The organism is Rhodobacter ferrooxidans (assembly GCF_000176015.1).
Taxonomy (GTDB): Bacteria; Pseudomonadota; Alphaproteobacteria; order Rhodobacterales; family Rhodobacteraceae; genus Pseudorhodobacter_B; species Pseudorhodobacter_B ferrooxidans.
Genome location: NZ_ACYY01000014.1, coordinates 1 through 16,100, shown reverse-complemented (window position 1 = coordinate 16,100; position 16,100 = coordinate 1). Strand labels below are relative to the sequence as shown.

At 65.1% G+C, this 16,100-nt stretch carries 17 protein-coding genes and 2 pseudogenes; 13 read left to right on the top strand and 6 right to left on the bottom strand.

The window, feature by feature from the left end:
* The first annotated feature begins 114 nt into the window (after nucleotides 1-114).
* On the top strand, nucleotides 115-948 hold the full coding sequence (locus RSW2DRAFT_RS10995; RefSeq protein ID WP_008030945.1) for an AraC family transcriptional regulator: 834 nt from the start codon (nucleotides 115-117) through the stop codon (nucleotides 946-948).
* A 158-nt stretch (nucleotides 949-1,106) separates the two neighbouring features.
* Here RSW2DRAFT_RS10995 and RSW2DRAFT_RS10990 read toward each other — a convergent pair.
* Nucleotides 1,107-2,065 (bottom strand): annotated as a pseudogene (locus RSW2DRAFT_RS10990) (L-malyl-CoA/beta-methylmalyl-CoA lyase).
* A 209-nt stretch (nucleotides 2,066-2,274) separates the two neighbouring features.
* Here RSW2DRAFT_RS10990 and dgcA point away from each other — a divergent pair.
* Nucleotides 2,275-3,237: an N-acetyl-D-Glu racemase DgcA gene (dgcA, locus tag RSW2DRAFT_RS10985; protein WP_008030940.1), complete on the top strand. Its 963-nt coding sequence runs from the start codon at nucleotides 2,275-2,277 to the stop codon at nucleotides 3,235-3,237.
* A gap of 4 nt (nucleotides 3,238-3,241) precedes the next feature.
* On the top strand, nucleotides 3,242-4,105 hold the full coding sequence (locus RSW2DRAFT_RS10980; protein WP_008030938.1) for a D-amino-acid transaminase: 864 nt from the start codon (nucleotides 3,242-3,244) through the stop codon (nucleotides 4,103-4,105).
* Here the strand turns inward: RSW2DRAFT_RS10980 and RSW2DRAFT_RS10975 are convergent.
* Nucleotides 4,102-5,220, bottom strand: a complete 1,119-nt coding sequence (locus tag RSW2DRAFT_RS10975) for a calcium-binding protein (RefSeq protein ID WP_008030935.1) — start codon at nucleotides 5,218-5,220, stop codon at nucleotides 4,102-4,104. The two genes, RSW2DRAFT_RS10980 and RSW2DRAFT_RS10975, sit on opposite strands and share 4 nt — an antisense overlap.
* Before the next feature lie 247 nt (nucleotides 5,221-5,467).
* Complete coding sequence (locus RSW2DRAFT_RS10970; RefSeq protein WP_008030931.1) at nucleotides 5,468-6,199, bottom strand: N-formylglutamate amidohydrolase; 732 nt, start codon at nucleotides 6,197-6,199, stop codon at nucleotides 5,468-5,470.
* Nucleotides 6,200-6,392: 193 nt separating this feature from the next.
* Here RSW2DRAFT_RS10970 and pyk point away from each other — a divergent pair, with 193 nt between their 5' ends.
* From pyk to RSW2DRAFT_RS10935, 8 genes are all read left to right on the top strand, one after another.
* Complete coding sequence (pyk, locus tag RSW2DRAFT_RS10965; RefSeq protein ID WP_008030928.1) at nucleotides 6,393-7,841, top strand: pyruvate kinase; 1,449 nt, start codon at nucleotides 6,393-6,395, stop codon at nucleotides 7,839-7,841.
* 30 nt (nucleotides 7,842-7,871) lie between these two features.
* Nucleotides 7,872-8,096: a hypothetical protein gene (locus RSW2DRAFT_RS10960; RefSeq protein WP_008030927.1), complete on the top strand. Its 225-nt coding sequence runs from the start codon at nucleotides 7,872-7,874 to the stop codon at nucleotides 8,094-8,096.
* 128 nt (nucleotides 8,097-8,224) lie between these two features.
* Nucleotides 8,225-8,425, top strand: a complete 201-nt coding sequence (rpmI, locus tag RSW2DRAFT_RS10955; RefSeq protein ID WP_008030925.1) for a 50S ribosomal protein L35 — start codon at nucleotides 8,225-8,227, stop codon at nucleotides 8,423-8,425.
* 12 nt (nucleotides 8,426-8,437) lie between these two features.
* Nucleotides 8,438-8,803 (top strand): 50S ribosomal protein L20, encoded by a 366-nt coding sequence (gene rplT, locus RSW2DRAFT_RS10950; RefSeq protein ID WP_008030923.1) that lies wholly within the window; start codon nucleotides 8,438-8,440, stop codon nucleotides 8,801-8,803.
* Nucleotides 8,804-9,003: 200 nt separating this feature from the next.
* A complete protein-coding gene (gene pheS, locus RSW2DRAFT_RS10945; protein WP_008030921.1) occupies nucleotides 9,004-10,086 on the top strand; it encodes a phenylalanine--tRNA ligase subunit alpha in 1,083 nt (360 codons plus the stop codon).
* Complete coding sequence (locus RSW2DRAFT_RS17960; RefSeq protein WP_156790701.1) at nucleotides 10,083-10,508, top strand: hypothetical protein; 426 nt, start codon at nucleotides 10,083-10,085, stop codon at nucleotides 10,506-10,508. The genes pheS and RSW2DRAFT_RS17960 overlap by 4 nt, the downstream gene beginning before the upstream one ends.
* A 138-nt stretch (nucleotides 10,509-10,646) precedes the next feature.
* Complete coding sequence (locus RSW2DRAFT_RS10940; RefSeq protein ID WP_008030919.1) at nucleotides 10,647-10,934, top strand: type II toxin-antitoxin system RelE/ParE family toxin; 288 nt, start codon at nucleotides 10,647-10,649, stop codon at nucleotides 10,932-10,934.
* 1 nt (nucleotide 10,935) lies between these two features.
* The gene (locus RSW2DRAFT_RS10935; protein WP_008030917.1) at nucleotides 10,936-11,217 is read left to right on the top strand and encodes an addiction module antidote protein; all 282 of its coding nucleotides are present in this window, start codon (nucleotides 10,936-10,938) and stop codon (nucleotides 11,215-11,217) included.
* Nucleotides 11,218-11,220: 3 nt separating this feature from the next.
* Here RSW2DRAFT_RS10935 and pheT read toward each other — a convergent pair whose 3' ends face one another.
* Nucleotides 11,221-13,638 carry a phenylalanine--tRNA ligase subunit beta gene (gene pheT / locus RSW2DRAFT_RS10930; RefSeq protein WP_008030916.1) on the bottom strand — a complete coding sequence of 806 codons (2,418 nt, stop codon included), beginning with the start codon at nucleotides 13,636-13,638 and terminating at the stop codon, nucleotides 11,221-11,223.
* 157 nt (nucleotides 13,639-13,795) lie between these two features.
* Between pheT and RSW2DRAFT_RS18705 the strand changes: the two genes are divergently transcribed.
* On the top strand, nucleotides 13,796-13,930 hold the full coding sequence (locus tag RSW2DRAFT_RS18705; RefSeq protein WP_008030914.1) for a hypothetical protein: 135 nt from the start codon (nucleotides 13,796-13,798) through the stop codon (nucleotides 13,928-13,930).
* A 3-nt stretch (nucleotides 13,931-13,933) separates the two neighbouring features.
* Here RSW2DRAFT_RS18705 and RSW2DRAFT_RS10925 read toward each other — a convergent pair whose 3' ends face one another.
* The gene (locus RSW2DRAFT_RS10925; RefSeq protein WP_008030913.1) at nucleotides 13,934-15,478 is read right to left on the bottom strand and encodes an acetolactate synthase large subunit; all 1,545 of its coding nucleotides are present in this window, start codon (nucleotides 15,476-15,478) and stop codon (nucleotides 13,934-13,936) included.
* A gap of 163 nt (nucleotides 15,479-15,641) precedes the next feature.
* Here RSW2DRAFT_RS10925 and RSW2DRAFT_RS10920 point away from each other — a divergent pair, with 163 nt between their 5' ends.
* Nucleotides 15,642-15,893 (top strand): YMGG-like glycine zipper-containing protein, encoded by a 252-nt coding sequence (locus tag RSW2DRAFT_RS10920; protein ID WP_008030912.1) that lies wholly within the window; start codon nucleotides 15,642-15,644, stop codon nucleotides 15,891-15,893.
* A gap of 47 nt (nucleotides 15,894-15,940) precedes the next feature.
* Here the strand turns inward: RSW2DRAFT_RS10920 and RSW2DRAFT_RS17475 are convergent.
* Nucleotides 15,941-16,100 (bottom strand): annotated as a pseudogene (locus RSW2DRAFT_RS17475) (S-(hydroxymethyl)glutathione dehydrogenase); the annotation flags it as partial.

The following is a 16,100-nucleotide window of genomic DNA, read 5'->3' as shown; positions in this document are numbered from 1 at the left end:
CTGCGGGATCATTCATGCGGTTGTATGCTCTGGAGGGACAATCTTTGCAACTCGGCAAGATTTGTGCGGCGACTCTGTGCCAATGCTGGGATGCGCGGCAAAACGGGGCCAAAGATGGCAAATCACAGTGAAAATCGGTGTTTGCGGGTGCTGGACTATATCCACGACCACCCGGCGGGTGATCTTTCGCTGGATGCGCTGGCCGATGTTGCGGCAATGAGTCGCTTCCACTGGCACCGGGTTTTCCGCGCCATCACCGGCGAAACCGCGGCAGGGGCGGTGCGCCGAATCCGGCTGGGCCTTGCTGCCACAGCACTGGTGCAGACCGATACCGCCATCGACCGGATTGCCCGCGATGTGGGCTATCCCAACCTTGCCAGCTTTCGCCGTGCCTTCAAGGAAGCCTTTCTTGTCACCCCCGCCGCCTTTCGCCAGCGCGGCGAGTTGCGCCCCTTCCTCATCGCCAGACCGGAGGTCCGCCTGATGTTTCCCGTCGAAATTCGCAATGAGCCCGCCCGCCGCCTTGCCGCCATGCCGCACCGCGGCCCCTACCCCGAGATCAACCGCGCCTTTGCCAAGCTGGGGGCGGTGATCGGGGCGCGCGGGCTTTATCCGCAGACCGGCGCCATGCTGGGGGTGTATTATGACGACCCTGCCGCCATCGCCGCCGCCGATTTGCGCAGCCATGCCGGGCTGGAGGTGGGTGCCGACACGGTGCTGGAACCGCCGCTTGAACAGGTATTGCTGGCGCCCGGTCGCCATGGCGTGCTGACCCATACCGGCCCCTATGCCGGGCTGTCCGCCGCCTATGACCAGCTTTACAGCCTGTGGCTTCCGCAATCGGGCGAGGAACCCGCCGACCGCCCGGTGTTCGAGATCTACCGCAACACGCCGCAGGACACAGCCCCCGAAGACCTGATCACCGAGCTGTGTCTGCCGTTGAAATGACTTGGAAAAACAGCAGCGCCCCGAAGTCCTGCTTCGGGGCGCTGCATCCTCCCCTGTTGCGGCGCCGGGCCTCCCAACCCTTGCCGCACGGGTGTCGTGAAGCGTGTCAGGCAAAAGTGGACACCGGTTTTGCCGCCTGACACGCGAAAATCAAAAGTCTAATAGGCCGCGATCATCTCGGACTGTTTCACGATGACCTCGGCCTGCTTGATGCTGGCAATATCGACCAGACGGCCCTTGTAGACCGTGGCCCCCTCGCCGCGTTCCTTGGCAGCGGCCATGGCGGCCAGAATCTCGCGGGCTTCGGCCACGGCAGCTTCCGACGGGGTAAAGACCTCGTTGGCCAGCGCCACCTGCTTGGGATGGATCGCCCATTTGCCGACCATACCCAACGTCGCCGACCGCCGCGCCTGTGCCCGGAAGCCCTCGTCATCGCTGAAATCGCCGAACGGGCCATCGACCGGCAGGATGCCATGGGTGCGGCAGGCAGCCACGATATTGGCCTGCGCCCAGTGCCAGGGGTCGGACCAGTATTTGGCGCCCTCGCGGATCATGTAATAGTTTTCCTGCGTGCCGCCGATGCCGGTGGTCTGCATGCCCATGCTGGCCGCGAAATCGGCAGCGCCCAGGCTCATCGCCTGCAGGCGCGGGCTGGAGGCGGCAATCTCCTCGACATGGGAAATCCCGGCGGCCGATTCGATGATCACCTCGAAGCTGATGGGTTTGCTGCGGCCCTTGGCACGTTCGATCGCCGTCACCAGCGCATCGACGGCATAGACATCCGCCGCACAGCCGACCTTGGGGATCATGATCTGGTCCAGCCGGTCGCCGCCCAGTTCCAGCAGGTCGACCACGTCGCGATACCACCACGGGCTGTCCAGGCCGTTGATCCGCACCGACAGCGTCTTGTTGCCCCAGTTCACCGCACTGATCGCCGCAATGACGTTGGAGCGGGCCGAATCCTTGTCGGACGGCGCCACCGAATCTTCCAGATCAAGGTTGATCACATCCGCCGCCGATGCCGCCATCTTGTCGAACAGCGCCGGACGCGAGCCGGGGCCGAACAACTGGCAGCGGTTCGGACGGGCGGGGGGGCGGGTTGCAGGCGAAAGCTCATCGGCAGGGCCTCGTGGCAAGTATGTTTCGTGAATTGCTGCCGTTGCGATAGATTATTGCGCAATCTGCCGCAAGTGTATTCTGCATCCGCAGCATTGGCATCATGGGGCCGCTTATCAAGCCTTGCGGCTTTCTGCGCTGAACGCCATCCTGCCCAAACCAGCGAAGAAAGCGGTCACGCTTGATGAGCGCCGCAACCAAGGCCGCCCGATGATCACCGTTACCCCCGACAGTTTCCGCCTGACCGAGGTGTTCACCATCTCGCGCGGCTCCAAGACCCATGCCCATGTGCTGACCGTGCGTGTCAGCCGCGGTGGCATCACCGGCTGGGCCGAATGTGTGCCTTACGCCCGCTATGGCGAAAGCCTCGCCTCGGTCACGGCGCAGATTGCCAGCCTGCCGCCCGGCATCAGCCGCGGCGACCTGCAAACCGCCCTGCCGCCCGGCGCCGCCCGCAACGCGGTGGATTGCGCGTTGTGGGACCATGCCGCGAAAGCCGCGGGCCAGCGGGTCTGGCTGCTGGCGGGCCTGCCCAGCCCGCGCCCGGTGCTGACCGCCTTCACCCTGTCGCTGGATACGCCCGAAGCCATGCGCGCCGCCGCCGCCCGCCATGCCCATCGCCCGATCCTGAAGATCAAGCTGGGCACCGAGGCCGACATGCCGCGGCTGGAGGCGGTGCGCGCCGGGGCGCCGCGCAGCACCATCATCATCGACGCCAACGAGGGCTGGAGCGCCGAGGTTTACTCAGCCCTCGCCCCGCACCTTCTGCGGCTTGGCGTGGCGATGGTGGAACAGCCGCTGCCCGCCGGGGCCGATGATCTGCTGGCCGAGATCGCCCGACCCGTGCCCGTCTGCGCCGACGAATCCTGCCACGACCGTGCCTCCCTGCCCGGCTTGCGCGGCAAATACGACATGGTCAACATCAAGCTCGACAAGACCGGCGGGCTGACCGAGGCGCTGGCCCTGAAGGCGCAGGCGCAGGCCGAGGGTTACGGCGTGATGATCGGCTGCATGGTCGGATCGTCGCTTGCCATGGCCCCTGCGACGCTGCTGGCGCAATCTGCGGCCTATGTGGACCTTGACGGGCCGCTGCTTCTGGCAGAAGACCGCGACAATCCGCTTCGGTATGACGACGCCGGGGTTCATCCACCCACACCAGCCCTATGGGGATAATGCCATGGCCCGCACCGTCTATGTGAACGGCGACTACCTGCCGGAAACCGAAGCCCGCGTGTCGATCTTCGACCGCGGCTTCCTGATGGCCGACGGGGTCTATGAGGTCACTTCGGTTCTGGATGGCAAGCTGATCGACTTTGCCGGCCATGCCGCCCGCCTGACCCGCAGCCTGGCCGAGCTGGACATGGCCGCGCCGGTAACGATGGACGAATTGCTGACGATCCACCGCGAGCTTGTGGCCCGCAACGGCATCAATGAGGGCATGGTCTATCTGCAAGTCACCCGCGGCAACCCCGGCGACCGCGATTTCGCCTTTCCTGACCCGGCGAAAACCCCCTCGACGCTGGTGCTGTTCACGCAAGACAAACCCGGCCTTGCCGCCAACCCGCAGGCCAAGATCGGCCTGAAGGTCATCAGCATCGACGACATCCGCTGGGGTCGGCGCGACATCAAGACGGTGCAACTCTTGTATCCGTCGATGGGCAAGATGATGGCCAAGAAAGCCGGCGTCGATGATGCCTGGTTCGTCGAGGATGGCTTCGTGACCGAGGGCACCTCGAACAACGCCTATATCGTCAAGGGCAACCGCATCATCACCCGCAATCTGGGCAACGAGATCCTGCATGGCATCACCCGCGCCGCCGTGCTGCGTTTTGCGCGTGAGGCGCAGATGGAGGTCGAGGAGCGCGCCTTCACCCTAGCCGAAGCGGCAACGGCGGACGAGGCCTTCATCACCTCGGCCTCGGCCTTCGTGATGCCGGTGGTGCAGATCGACGGCACGGCCATCGGCACGGGCAAGCCCGGCCCGGTCGCCAGCCGCTTGCGCGAGATCTATCTGGACGAGATGCGCAAGGCCGCGGTCTAGGCGGCGGATTCGAACTGCAGGTCGGCGGGATCCACGCCCGCCGCCGCGATGCCCGCAATCCGCAGGTAATCCAGCCCGGCAATCCGCACCAGCGTATCGACGCCGCCGGTGGCATTGGCCACCTCGACCAGCGTGACCGGGTCGGCGGCCTGCGGGTTGTCGATCGGAAAGACGTAGGTATCCTGACCTGCGACATAATCGGTGACGGTCGGGAATGCGCCGCCGTCCCGCATGGCCACCACCGCGTCGGCACCGCTGCCGGTCGAGAAGGTGGCGCCTCCGGACACCTCCAGCAGGTCATCGCCTGCCCCGGCGACCAGCGTATCGAAGCTCGCCCCCACCAACGTGTCGCGGCCTTCGTCGCCGTTCAGCATGTCGGCCCCCGGACCACCGATCAGCAGATCGTCACCGGCACCGCCCCACAGGCTGTCGTCGCCAATGCCGCCCCACAGGCTGTCGTCGCCGTCGCCGCCTTCCAGGAAATCATTGCCATAGCCGCCGTAGACCTGATCGTCGCCACCGCCTGCACCGATCAGATCGTCGCCGCTGTCACCCCGAAGCGTGTCGTTGCCCATGCCGGTGAACAGCGCATCCCGCCCCGCGCCGGCCCGGACGAACAGATTGCCATCGGCCCCCACGGCAAAGGCACTCAGATAATCGCGACCAGCGCCAAGGAATATCTGGTCGTCACCGCCACCTGGCCCGGCGCCAAGATCGGCCACGGTATCGTCGCCGATGCCGCCAAACAACTTGTCGTGCCCGGAGCCGCCGATCAGATAATCGTCGCCAAGGCTGCCGACCAACGTATCTTCACCAATGCCGCCCGATAGCCGGTCGTCGCCCGCATCACCCGACAGCAGATCATCGCCGCGCCAGCCGTTGATTGTGTCATTGCCGCCCGCACCCGCCAGCGCATCATCGCCGGAACCGCCGTTCAGCAGGTCGTCGCCACCGGTCGCCGAAGCAGAGCCTGCCACGGCAAGACGCATTTCGGTTGGATCAGCGGCTGGTTCGGGGGCGGGATCGGCGCTTGCATCATCGTTTGACGCTGCATCCAGCCCAAGGCCCAGACCCATCATCACCGGCAGCGCCAGCAACAGCAGAAAAAGCTCCATCAGCGGCGCGAGGAAGCCGCTGCTTGCACAGGACGCATGCGCAGACGCGTTACCCCAAGCAGCGAAACGCTGCACACCACCACAGACAGCATCAGAATCAGCGACATGCGATCTCTCCTGATCACGCTTACCCGGTTAAGAAACGGCGATTTCCGCCGTCTGGCAAGCACAAACGCATAATCTTGTCACAATGGCGCCACATTCGGGCCAATTCACCGCACGCCGCCGCATTGCACCGCAGGCAGGGTCATATCCCGGCCAGCACCTGCTGCAGGATCGGTGCCAGCCGGTCGGCCCACGCGGCCCGCCCCTGCGGCGTGGCGATCAGGTCGTTGCGCACCTCGATCAGCGTGTTCAGCCGACCGGGTTGCAAGGCATGGCGGTCGATGGCGTCGCCCGGCAGATGCCCGGCATAGGGCTGGTTGTCGCCCACGCACAGGTCGGCCTCGGCGGCAAGCCGGGCGATCAGCGGGCGGCTGAGGCGTTCGTCCAGATGCGAATACAGCACCCCCACCTGCCAGGGCCGCGGGCTGCGCCCCTGCAGACAGGGGGTGAAGGAATGGATGGCCAGGATCACCGTATCATCCCGCCGCGCCGCCAGTTGCGCATAGGCGGCGTGATAGGGGTGATAGAGGCTGTCCAGCCGCCGCTGCACCTCGGCGGCACTGATGCCACGATTGGCCGGAATGATGGTGCCATCGTAAAGCTGCATCACCAGCGTCGGGTCGTCGGTGCCGCGGTTGGGGTCGATCACCAGACGGCTGAAATCCGACAGGATCGCCGGGCTGTCCAGCCGCTGCGCCAAAGCCTCGGCCAGCCCCGCCGCGCCCACGTCCCAGGCGATGTGGCGGGCCATGTCGGCATCGGCAATCCCCAGTGCGCCGCCACCGACGTCAGGCGGCACCCGGTTGCTGGCATGATCACAGGTCACCAGCCAGCGACCGGGGCGCTGCGGTCCGATGATCCGGTATGGGGGCACGACAATTCTCCGCAAACGGGGGGTGTTGGCAAAGCTTTAGGTCATGCGCGGCAGAAGGGGAATCGCTATCCGAAATCCTGCGGCATTTCAGCAATTTGTTACCGCTATCAAATCCGCCAGTTGCCCCAGATTCCGATTTCCGCCATAACTCGCGCGGCACAGGGAAAAAACGCGACAAGAAAAGGGCCGAGGCATGAACAGACGCCACCGCAACGTGAAAATCGTGGCCACGCTCGGCCCGGCCTCCAGCGATTACAAGACCATCCGGGCGCTGTTCGAAGCGGGGGCCGACGTGTTCCGGCTGAACATGAGCCATGGTGTGCATGAAGACACCCGCGCCCGCCACGCCATCATCCGGCAGATCGAGGTCGATACCGGTCGCCCGATCGCCATTCTGGCCGACCTGCAAGGGCCGAAACTGCGCGTCGGCACCTTTGCCGCCGGGGCGGCCGAACTGAACGAGGGCGAGCCGTTCCGCATGGACCTGGATGCCACGCCCGGCGACGCCCATCGCGTGCAGCTGCCGCATCCCGAGATTTTTGCCGCCCTGGAACCCGGCACCTCGCTGCTGGTCAACGACGGCAAGATCCGGCTGCATGTCGAAAGCTGCGGTCCGGATTTCGCCAATTGCACGGTGATCGTCGGTGGCACCATCTCCAACCGCAAGGGCGTGAACGTGCCCGACGTGGTGCTGCCGGTGGCGGCGCTGTCGGAAAAGGACCGCATCGACCTGGAATTTGCCTGCGAGCTGGGCGTGGACTGGCTGGCGCTTTCCTTCGTGCAGCGCCCCGAAGACGTGCTGGAAGCCCGCGCTCTGGCCAAGGGTCGCGCCGCCATCCTGTCGAAGATCGAGAAACCGGCGGCGGTGAAGGTTTACGACGCGATTCTGGCGGTGTCGGATGGCATCATGGTGGCGCGCGGCGATCTGGGGGTGGAATTGCCGGTGCACTCGGTGCCGCCGATCCAGAAGCGGCTGGTTCGCGGTGCCCGTGCGGCGGCCAAGCCGGTGATCGTGGCGACGCAGATGCTGGAATCGATGATCGAAAGCCCGATGCCGACGCGGGCCGAAGTGTCGGACGTGGCAACGGCGATCTACGAAGGCGCCGATGCGATCATGCTGTCGGCGGAAAGCGCCGCCGGGCAGTATCCGATCGAGGCGGTGACCACGATGAGCAACGTGGCCCTGTCGGTGGAAAGCGATCCGACCTACCGCGACATCATCGAAAGCTCGCGCAAGGCCAATCGCACCACCGTGGCCGACTCCATCGTGGCGGCGGCACGCGAGATTGCCGAAACCACCGACATCAAGGCGATCTGCTGTTTCACGCAAACCGGCAAGACCGTCGGTCTGGTGGCGCGCGAACGGCCGAAGGTGCCGATCATCGCGCTGACGCCGCTGGTGGGCACCGCGCGACGGCTGTGCCTGACCTGGGGCACCCATTGCGTGATGACCGAGCCGCAGGAGCGTTTCAAGGGCGCGGTGATCTCGGCGGTGCGGGCGGCGCTTGAAGACGGCTTCGCGCAGGAACACGAACAGATCGTGGTTGTGGCTGGTGTGCCGTTCAACGTGCAGGGCACAACCAACATCCTGCGTGTCGCACCCTGTGATGAACGGTTGATTTATAGCGCCGACCCTGAATAATCGCCCGAGTGTTGCCTGTGGGAGTGGTGGATGAATACCGATCTGTATCTGGTCATCGGGCTGACTTTGGGGGCGCTGGCGATACCGTCGCTGCTGGCGGCCTATTCCGAAGGCCGCGCCCCGCGCATCGGCGCCATCCTGGTGCTGATCTCGGGGGTGCTGCTGGCGCTGGCGATCTCGCGCAAGCCCGGCGGTTATGAGATTGCCGATATTCCGCAGGCCTTCATGCGGGTGATCGGCAGCTTCCTGAACTGAGGCAAAAGCGGCAGAATCCGCTTGCACCGCCTCCCGGCCCTGCCTATACGGCAGCCTTCGAACCCCCGCGCGTCCGGCCAAAGTGGCATGCCGAGTCGCGCGATCACCACTCGAAAGAGGAGATGGAAATGCCCAAGATGAAGACCAAGTCTGCGGCCAAGAAGCGTTTCAGCTTCACCGCAACCGGACGTGTGAAGGCCGGCCCCGCCGGCAAGCGCCACGGCATGATCAAACGCACGACGAAATTCATTCGCGATGTCACCGGGACCATGATCCTGTCGCCATCCGACGCGAAGATCGTCAAGAAATACATGCCCTACGACCGGTAAGGAGAACAGCAGATGTCCCGTGTAAAATCCGGCGTTGTCACCCACGCCCGCCACCGCAAGGTGATCAAGGCCGCGGCTGGCTATTATGCCGCCCGCTCGACCAACTTCCGCACCGCGACGCAGGCGGTGGACAAGGCCAATCAATACGCCACCCGCGACCGCAAGACCCGCAAGCGCAACTTCCGCGCCCTGTGGATCCAGCGCATCAACGCCGCCGTGCGGCTGTTCGACCCGGCGCTGACCTATTCGCGCTTCATCAACGGTCTGGCGCTGGCCGGGATCGAGGTGGACCGCAAGGTTCTGGCCGATCTGGCCGTGCATGAGCCCGAAGCGTTCAACGCCATCGCAGCCCAGGCGAAAGCCGCCATCCCGGCCTGATTTCCGGCCCCTGGCAGATTTGACCCCCCGCGAGCCCGCCTCGCGGGGTTTTTCATTGCGCCGCCGCTCATCCGCCCTGTCAGGCGTCTTCGCTGAACTGCCGTCGGATCAAAGCGAAGACGCCTGACAGGGCGGATGAGCGGCGCCCTTGCAATCCGCGCCCCCGCTCGCTAGCAAGCCTGCGCAACCCGGAGGCTTCCATGACCGATCTCGCCACTCTGCGCGGCAAGTATATCGCCGCAATCTCTGCCTCCAAGGACGAGGCGGCGCTGGAGGACGTGCGGCTGGCGGCCCTTGGCAAGAAGGGCGAGATCAGCCTGAAGATGCGCGAACTGGGGCAGATGGCGCCCGAGGATCGGCAATCCTTCGGTGCCGCGCTGAACGTGCTGAAAGACGAGATCGACGCCGCCCTGCGCGCCGCGAAGGCGGGGCTTGCCGATGCCGCGCTGAACGAACGGCTGAAGACCGAATGGCTGGATGTCACCCTGCCCGGTCGGCCCCGCCGCATGGGCACCATCCACCCGGTGTCCCAGGTGATGGACGAGCTGACCGCGATCTTTGCCGACATCGGTTTTGCCGTGGCCGAGGGGCCGCAGGTCGAATCCGACTGGTTCAACTTCGACGCGCTGAACATCCCGCCCGAGCATCCGGCCCGGCAGGAGCATGACACCTTCTTCATGAACCGCGCCCCCGGCGATGCCCGCCCGCCGCATGTGCTGCGCACCCACACCAGCCCGGTGCAGATCCGCGCCATGGCCGCGCAGGGCGCGCCGATCCGGGTCATCGCCCCCGGCCGGGTTTACCGGATGGACATGGACCAGACCCACACTCCGATGTTCCACCAGGTCGAGGGGCTGTGCATCGACCGCGATATTTCCATGGCCAACCTGAAATGGACGCTGGAGGAATTCTGCCGCGCCTTCTTCGAGGTGCCCTCGGTCGAACTGCGCTTCCGCGCCAGCCATTTCCCCTTCACCGAGCCGTCGGCCGAGGTGGACATCCGCTATTCCAACGTCGGCGGCCAGTTGAAGATCGGCGAGGGCGACAAGTGGATGGAGATCCTCGGCTCGGGCATGGTCCACCCCAAGGTGCTGACCGCCGCCGGGGTTGACCCGAACGAATGGCAGGGTTTCGCCTTCGGCATGGGCATCGACCGGCTGGCGATGCTGAAATACGGCATCCCGGACCTGCGGGCGTTCTTCGAGAGCGATTTGCGCTGGCTGCGGCATTATGGGTTTGCGGCGCTGGACATGCCGGATTTGGCGGGGGGGTTGAGCGGGTGAAATCGCTTGACCGTCGTCGCATGAGCATTCTGAGGAAAGTTGAAGAAGCTGACAACGACGTCAAGTTTCAAGAATTCTCAGTACACTCAGTTGGTGGTTTCGAGGTTATTGAGATACCCGGTTGGACACGCGAAGAAGGCTACGAAATCGAACAACTGCTTCAGCGCGGATTCCTCGCTAAATCCGAAACCAACGGTGATGAGCCTTGGCTAAATGAACCTGGGCCTGACTCTATTCACAAAGTGACTTACGTGTCTCTGACACCGGCAGGGCATGATTTCTTAGAGAACTCTAACTGGCTGCGATACGGGTGGCTGAACATAAAACGGAACTGGCCCACCGTAATAGTTGGGCTCGGTTTGTCGATATTGACCGCGGTTTCTGTTAGTTGGGCTCAATTCTACTGGGGTGCACCGCAATGAAACCCGCCCTCACCTAACAAGCCGTAGGGTGGGGTTCCACCCCACCTTTTCCTTCCCGCCCCGGCCGCGCGCCACCGCGCTGTGAACCATAGTTCACACCCCCTTGCCAAACCCGCCTATGTGAACTACATTTCACACATGTTCGAGGTTCGCCAAACCGAGACCTTCCAAGACTGGCTGGCCTCGCTGCGGGATCAGCGTGCGCGGGTCAAGGTGGCCATCCGCATCTCGCGGCTGCAATCGGGTCTGATCGGGGATGCCAAGTTTTTCGACGGCATTGGCGAGTTACGCATCGACCATGGCCCGGGCTACCGGGTCTATTTTACCCGGCGCGGCAACGTGGTGATCATCCTGCTGTGCGGCGGCGACAAATCCAGCCAGCCGCGCGACATCGCCCGCGCGAAAACCATGGCAAGCGAGGTCTGACATGCTGAAAACCCTGCCCTTCGATCCCGCGGACCACCTGACCACGGTCGAGTCTCAGGAAATGCTGCTGGAGGACGCCTTCGCCTCGGGCGATGCCACCTACATCACCAACGCGCTGGGCATCGTGGCGCGGGCGCGGGGGATGTCGCAGGTGGCGCGCGATGCCGGGGTGACGCGCGAGGCGCTTTACAAGGCGCTGACCGCCAGCGGCGACCCCAAGCTGACGACGCTGTTGGGGGTGGCCAAGGCGCTGGGGTTCCGCCTCAGCCTGACTCCGAACTGAGGCTTACCCCCGCAACGCGCCCCCGGTAGCCTTGCACACCTTCTCGACGATCCGGGCCGACACGGCTTCGATCTCCGCTTCGGTCAGGGTCTTTTCCTGCGGTTGCAGGCGCACGGAAATCGCTAGGGACTTCTTGCCGGCGCCCATCTGCGCCTCGGCCTTGTCGCCGGTGAACTGGTCGAACACCTGCACCGCCCCGATCAGCACCTTGTCGGCACCGATGGCGGCGTTGACCAGGGTCAGGGCCTCGACCCCCTTGTCCACCACGAAGGCGAAGTCGCGTTCCACCGCTTGCAGGTCGTTGATCGCCAGCGCCGGGCGGGTGGGGGTTTTCACCTTGGGCAGCGGCACGTTGCCGATCAATAGGGTGAATGCCACCACCGGGCCTTTCACATCAAGGGCTTGCAGCACGCGCGGGTGCAACTCGCCAAAGGTTGCCAGCACGTTCGGCCCCAGCCCGATCACGCCGGACCGCCCCGGATGCCACCAGTCGGCAACCTTGCGGGTGATCTGCACGCGCGGCGGGGCACCGATGGCGGCCAGCACCGCCTCGACATCGGCCTTGGCGTCGTAAAGGTCGGACGGGCGGCGCGCCCCATGCGGGTTGCGGGTGACATTGGCGCCGACCAGCAGCCCGCAGGCTTGCAGATGCTGCTCGCCGGGTTCGCCGCCGTGGAAGGCGGGGCCGACCTCGAACAGCGCCATGTCCATGAAGCCGCGGGCCTGGTTGCGGGCGGCGGCGCGCAGCAGGCCGGGCAGCAGGTCGGGGCGCAGGTGGCTCATTTCCGACGAGATCGGGTTATCCACCTTTACCGCATCGCTGCCGCCGCCGAACAGGCTGGAGGCCTGCTTGTCGATGAAGCTGTAGGTGACACATTCGTTGTAACCCAAGCCCGCCAGCGCCCGCCGCGCCGCCTTTTCGCGCGACTGCATTGGGGTCAGGATGGGCCGCGGCACGCCGGGCTGCACGCGGCGCAGCGGCTTGCCGACCAGTTTCGACAGGCTGGCCACGCGGGCCACTTCTTCCACCAGATCGGCCTCGCCCAGCACATCGGGGCGCCAGCTTGGCGGTGTGGCCTGATCGCCGCGCAACGAAAACCCCAGCGCCGTCAGGGTCTGGCGTTGTTCGGCCTCGGAGATTTCCATGCCGACCAGCGACACCACCCGCGCAGGGTCAAGCTTGTAGCTGCGTTTGGTATCGGGCACCGCGCCATCGACCACCACGGTCGAAGCCTCGCCGCCGCACAGATCGAGGATCATCTGCGTCGCCAGTTCCAGCCCCGGCAGGGTGAAAGCCGGATCGACGCCGCGTTCAAAGCGGTAGCGGGCGTCCGAGTTGATCTTCAGCGCCCGACCGGTGGTGGCGACGGTGATCGGATCCCAATAGGCGGATTCCAGGAACACATCGGTGGTTTCCGGCGAACAGCCCGATGCCTCGCCGCCCATGATACCGGCCAGCGATTCCGGGCCATTGTCGTCGGAAATCACCATCATGCCGGGGCGCAGGCTGTAGGTCTTGCCATCCAGCGCCAGCAGTTCCTCGCCACCCGCCGCCGGGTGGATGCGCAAATCGCCCCGCACCTTGGCCACGTCGAACACATGCAGGGGGCGGTTCAGCCCGAAGGTGAAATAGTTGGTGATATCGACCAGCGCCGAAATGGGGCGCAGCCCGATGGCCTTCAGCCGCGCCGCCAGCCAGTCGGGCGAGGCGCCATTCTTGACGCCGCGAATGGTGCGGCCGGCGAACAGCGGGCAGCCCTTGGCCTTCAAGGCGGGGTCGATATGCACGCCGATCGGGCTGGGGAAGTGCCCCTCCACCGGGTGAATTTCCAAGGGTTTCAGCGTGCCAAGCCCACGCGCCGCCAGATCGCGGGCAAGGCCGCGCACCCCCAGCCCATCGGGCCGGTTCGGGGTGATCTTGACGTAGATCATCGGGTCGTTGACGCCCTTGTAGTCGATGAAGCGCACACCCAGCGGCGCGTCAGCGGGCAGGTCGATGATGCCATCGTGGTTGTCCGACAGCATCAGCTCGCGTTCCGAACACAGCATGCCGTTGGATTCCACACCGCGGATCACCCCCGGTTTCACATCGACCCCGGTGCCCGGCACATGGGTGCCCACCGGCGCGAACACGCCAATCAGCCCGGTGCGGGCATTGGGCGCGCCGCAAACCACCTGCACCTCTTGACTGCCACCCTGCGGGCCATCGGGCCAGGTTTCCACCCGGCACAGCCGCAAGCGGTCGGCATTGGGATGCGGCACCGCCTCGATCACCCGGCAGATGCGAAAGGCGCCCAGAGTATCCTCGGGATTCTCGACGCCTTCAACCTCGTGGCCAAGGTCGGTCAGGGCGTAAAGAATGGCGTCCAAGGGGGCGCTGGTTTCAAGGTGATCCTTCAGCCAGGACAGGGTGAATTTCATCGGGTTCCCCATGGAAAATCTGCGCCTTGGCCTTAGCGCAAAGCGGCGGCAAGGGGAAGGGCGGCTGCATCCGGGTTTCTAGGCGGGAAACGGCTTGTCGCTGCAAAACCGGGCGGCGCGCCTTATTTGCGCGGGGAAGATGGTGTAAAAGTGACAAATGGATGACCTGCTTCACATACCCAAGGACCGCCCGAAACCCCGCCCGGTCAGGCTTAGCCTGCTGCTGGGGTTGACGCTGCTGTTGCTGTTCGCCATCAGCCAGGCGGGCGCGCAGATCATGGCCGCGATCTGAGCCTTAGCAGATCACCTCGATCAGCATCGGCCCCTTTTGCGCCATGGCGGCGGCAAACGCGTCACTGAACTGGTCCAGATCGGTGACCCGCACCCCCGCCACGCCATGCCCCTTGGCAAGCGCCACCCAATCAAGGCTGGGCTCCACCACGTCGAACATCCGCACCGCATTGCGGCCCACCTCGGTGACGCCGACATTGGCCAATTCGCCGCGCAATATCTGATAGCCGCGGTTCGAAAACACCACCACCGTCACGTCCAGCCCTTCGCGCGCCATGGTCCACAGCGCCTGTAGGGTGTACATGCCCGAGCCGTCCCCCTCCAGCACCACCACCTTGCGGTCGGGGCAGGCCACCGCTGCACCAAGGGCGGCAGGCTGGCCAAAGCCGATGGCACCGCCGGTCACTGCCAGCCAGTCGTGGCCACGCGCCGAAACGGTGGGGGCGGCCAGAAAGCGCGAGTTGGTAATGGCCTCGTCCACCACGATGGCATCTTGCGGCAGCAGGGCTGCAAGCGCCTGACCGATGCCGTCAAGACTCATGGGCCCATGGGGAAGGTTCGGTAAATCAATCCCTTGCAGGGCATCTGGCGGCAATGGATCGGCACCCAGCACCTTGGCGAGCGCGTCAAGCGTGGCTTCATAATCCATGTCGCTGCTGCACAGCTCCAGCACGCAGGCATCGGCGGGGGCCGGCAGGCTGACCTTGCCCGGATAGGCGAAAAAGCTGGTGGGGCGCTGGGTGCCACACAGCACCAGATGGGTGATGCCCGCCAGCGCCGCCACGTTTTCTTCCACCACATAGGCCAGCCGTTCAAACCGCACCGCGCCCTCACCCCGGCGGATGCGGGCCGGCAGGCAGGGCGCCAGCAACCGGCAGCCGGTTTTTGCGGCGATGCTGGCGGCAACCTGCCCCGCCGCGCCCCACAGCGCCGCGCCATCGACCAGCAGCGCCGCACCCGGTTGGCACAGCGCCCTGGCCGCCGCGTCGATCTCGGCATCCGACGGGCGGAGCAAGGCGGGCGGTGCGGCGCTGACCTCGCGCCCGACCGCCGCTTCCCAGGCGGTATTGGCGGGCAGGATCAGCGTGGCAATCTGCCCGCCCCTGGCCCGTGCCGCCTGCACCGCCGCCGCCCCATCGGCAGCCACCGATCGCGCATCCTGCGACACCCGAGTCCAATGCGACACCGCCTGGCTGATGCCCGAGGTATCGCCCTTCAGCGGCGATTCGTGGCGCAGGTGGTAACTGGCATGATCGCCCATGATGTTCAGCACGCCGCTCTGCGCCTTGCGGGCATTGTGCAGATTGGCAAAGCCGTTGCCGAACCCCGGCGCCAGATGCAAAAGCGTCGCCGCCACCTTGCCGGTCATGCGGAAATAGCCATCCGCCGCCCCGGTCGCCCCGCCCTCGAACAGGCAAAGGATGCAGCGCATTTCGGGGTGGGTGTCCAATGCGGCCACAAAATGCATCTCGGAGGTGCCGGGATTGGCAAAACACACGTCCACCCCACTGGCCAGCAGCGTCTTTACCAGCGTTTCAGCCCCGTTCATCAGTGTATTCCTGTTCATTGTCCGTCACCTGTTACCCGAAGTCTAACGGGAATCCGGGTGGCGATATAGCGCCGGTCTGCAAACAGAGATCAGTAAATCCGGCGCAAAGCTGTGGTATCGTGTGCAAACGGCAGCATTTGCCGTCAACGCAGGAGGTTTGACCATGAAAAGAATTGCTCTGATGCTGTCGGTTGTCGCGCTGGTTTCGGCCTGCCAGACTCAGGAAGAACAGATGGTTGGCGGGGCGGCAGCAGGTGCTGCGGTTGGCGCGCTGGTGACGCCGGGCAACCCGGTCAAAGGCGCGCTGATCGGTGGCGCGGTTGGCCTTGCGGCGGGCACGCTGCTGGGGCGCGACCAGTATGGCCGCTGCGTCTATCAACGCCGCGACGGCAGCCGCTACACCGCCGCCTGCTGATCGCCCGACCCAAGCCCTCCGCGCCACGGTGCGGAGGGCATATCGGCTTAATACACCACGACCGACCGGATGGATTCGCCGGAATGCATCAGGTCGAACCCCTTGTTGATGTCGTCCAGCGTCAGGATATGGGTGATCATCGGGTCGATCTGGATCTTGCCGTCCATGTACCAATCCACGATCTTCGGCACATCGGTGCGACCCCGC

Excerpts from the sequence above, each read along its gene's own strand:
- RSW2DRAFT_RS10995 (WP_008030945.1), top strand. The coding sequence starts at position 115 with ATGGCAAATCACAGTGAAAATCGGTGTTTGCGGGTGCTGGACTATATC.
- dgcA (WP_008030940.1), top strand. The coding sequence starts at position 2,275 with ATGATCACCGTTACCCCCGACAGTTTCCGCCTGACCGAGGTGTTCACC.
- RSW2DRAFT_RS10980 (WP_008030938.1), top strand. The coding sequence starts at position 3,242 with ATGGCCCGCACCGTCTATGTGAACGGCGACTACCTGCCGGAAACCGAA.
- RSW2DRAFT_RS10975 (WP_008030935.1), bottom strand. The coding sequence starts at position 5,220 with ATGGAGCTTTTTCTGCTGTTGCTGGCGCTGCCGGTGATGATGGGTCTG.
- pyk (WP_008030928.1), top strand. The coding sequence starts at position 6,393 with ATGAACAGACGCCACCGCAACGTGAAAATCGTGGCCACGCTCGGCCCG.
- RSW2DRAFT_RS10960 (WP_008030927.1), top strand. The coding sequence starts at position 7,872 with ATGAATACCGATCTGTATCTGGTCATCGGGCTGACTTTGGGGGCGCTG.
- rpmI (WP_008030925.1), top strand. The coding sequence starts at position 8,225 with ATGCCCAAGATGAAGACCAAGTCTGCGGCCAAGAAGCGTTTCAGCTTC.
- rplT (WP_008030923.1), top strand. The coding sequence starts at position 8,438 with ATGTCCCGTGTAAAATCCGGCGTTGTCACCCACGCCCGCCACCGCAAG.
- pheS (WP_008030921.1), top strand. The coding sequence starts at position 9,004 with ATGACCGATCTCGCCACTCTGCGCGGCAAGTATATCGCCGCAATCTCT.
- RSW2DRAFT_RS10940 (WP_008030919.1), top strand. The coding sequence starts at position 10,647 with ATGTTCGAGGTTCGCCAAACCGAGACCTTCCAAGACTGGCTGGCCTCG.
- RSW2DRAFT_RS10935 (WP_008030917.1), top strand. The coding sequence starts at position 10,936 with ATGCTGAAAACCCTGCCCTTCGATCCCGCGGACCACCTGACCACGGTC.
- pheT (WP_008030916.1), bottom strand. The coding sequence starts at position 13,638 with ATGAAATTCACCCTGTCCTGGCTGAAGGATCACCTTGAAACCAGCGCC.
- RSW2DRAFT_RS18705 (WP_008030914.1), top strand. The coding sequence starts at position 13,796 with ATGGATGACCTGCTTCACATACCCAAGGACCGCCCGAAACCCCGCCCG.
- RSW2DRAFT_RS10925 (WP_008030913.1), bottom strand. The coding sequence starts at position 15,478 with ATGAACGGGGCTGAAACGCTGGTAAAGACGCTGCTGGCCAGTGGGGTG.
- RSW2DRAFT_RS10920 (WP_008030912.1), top strand. The coding sequence starts at position 15,642 with ATGAAAAGAATTGCTCTGATGCTGTCGGTTGTCGCGCTGGTTTCGGCC.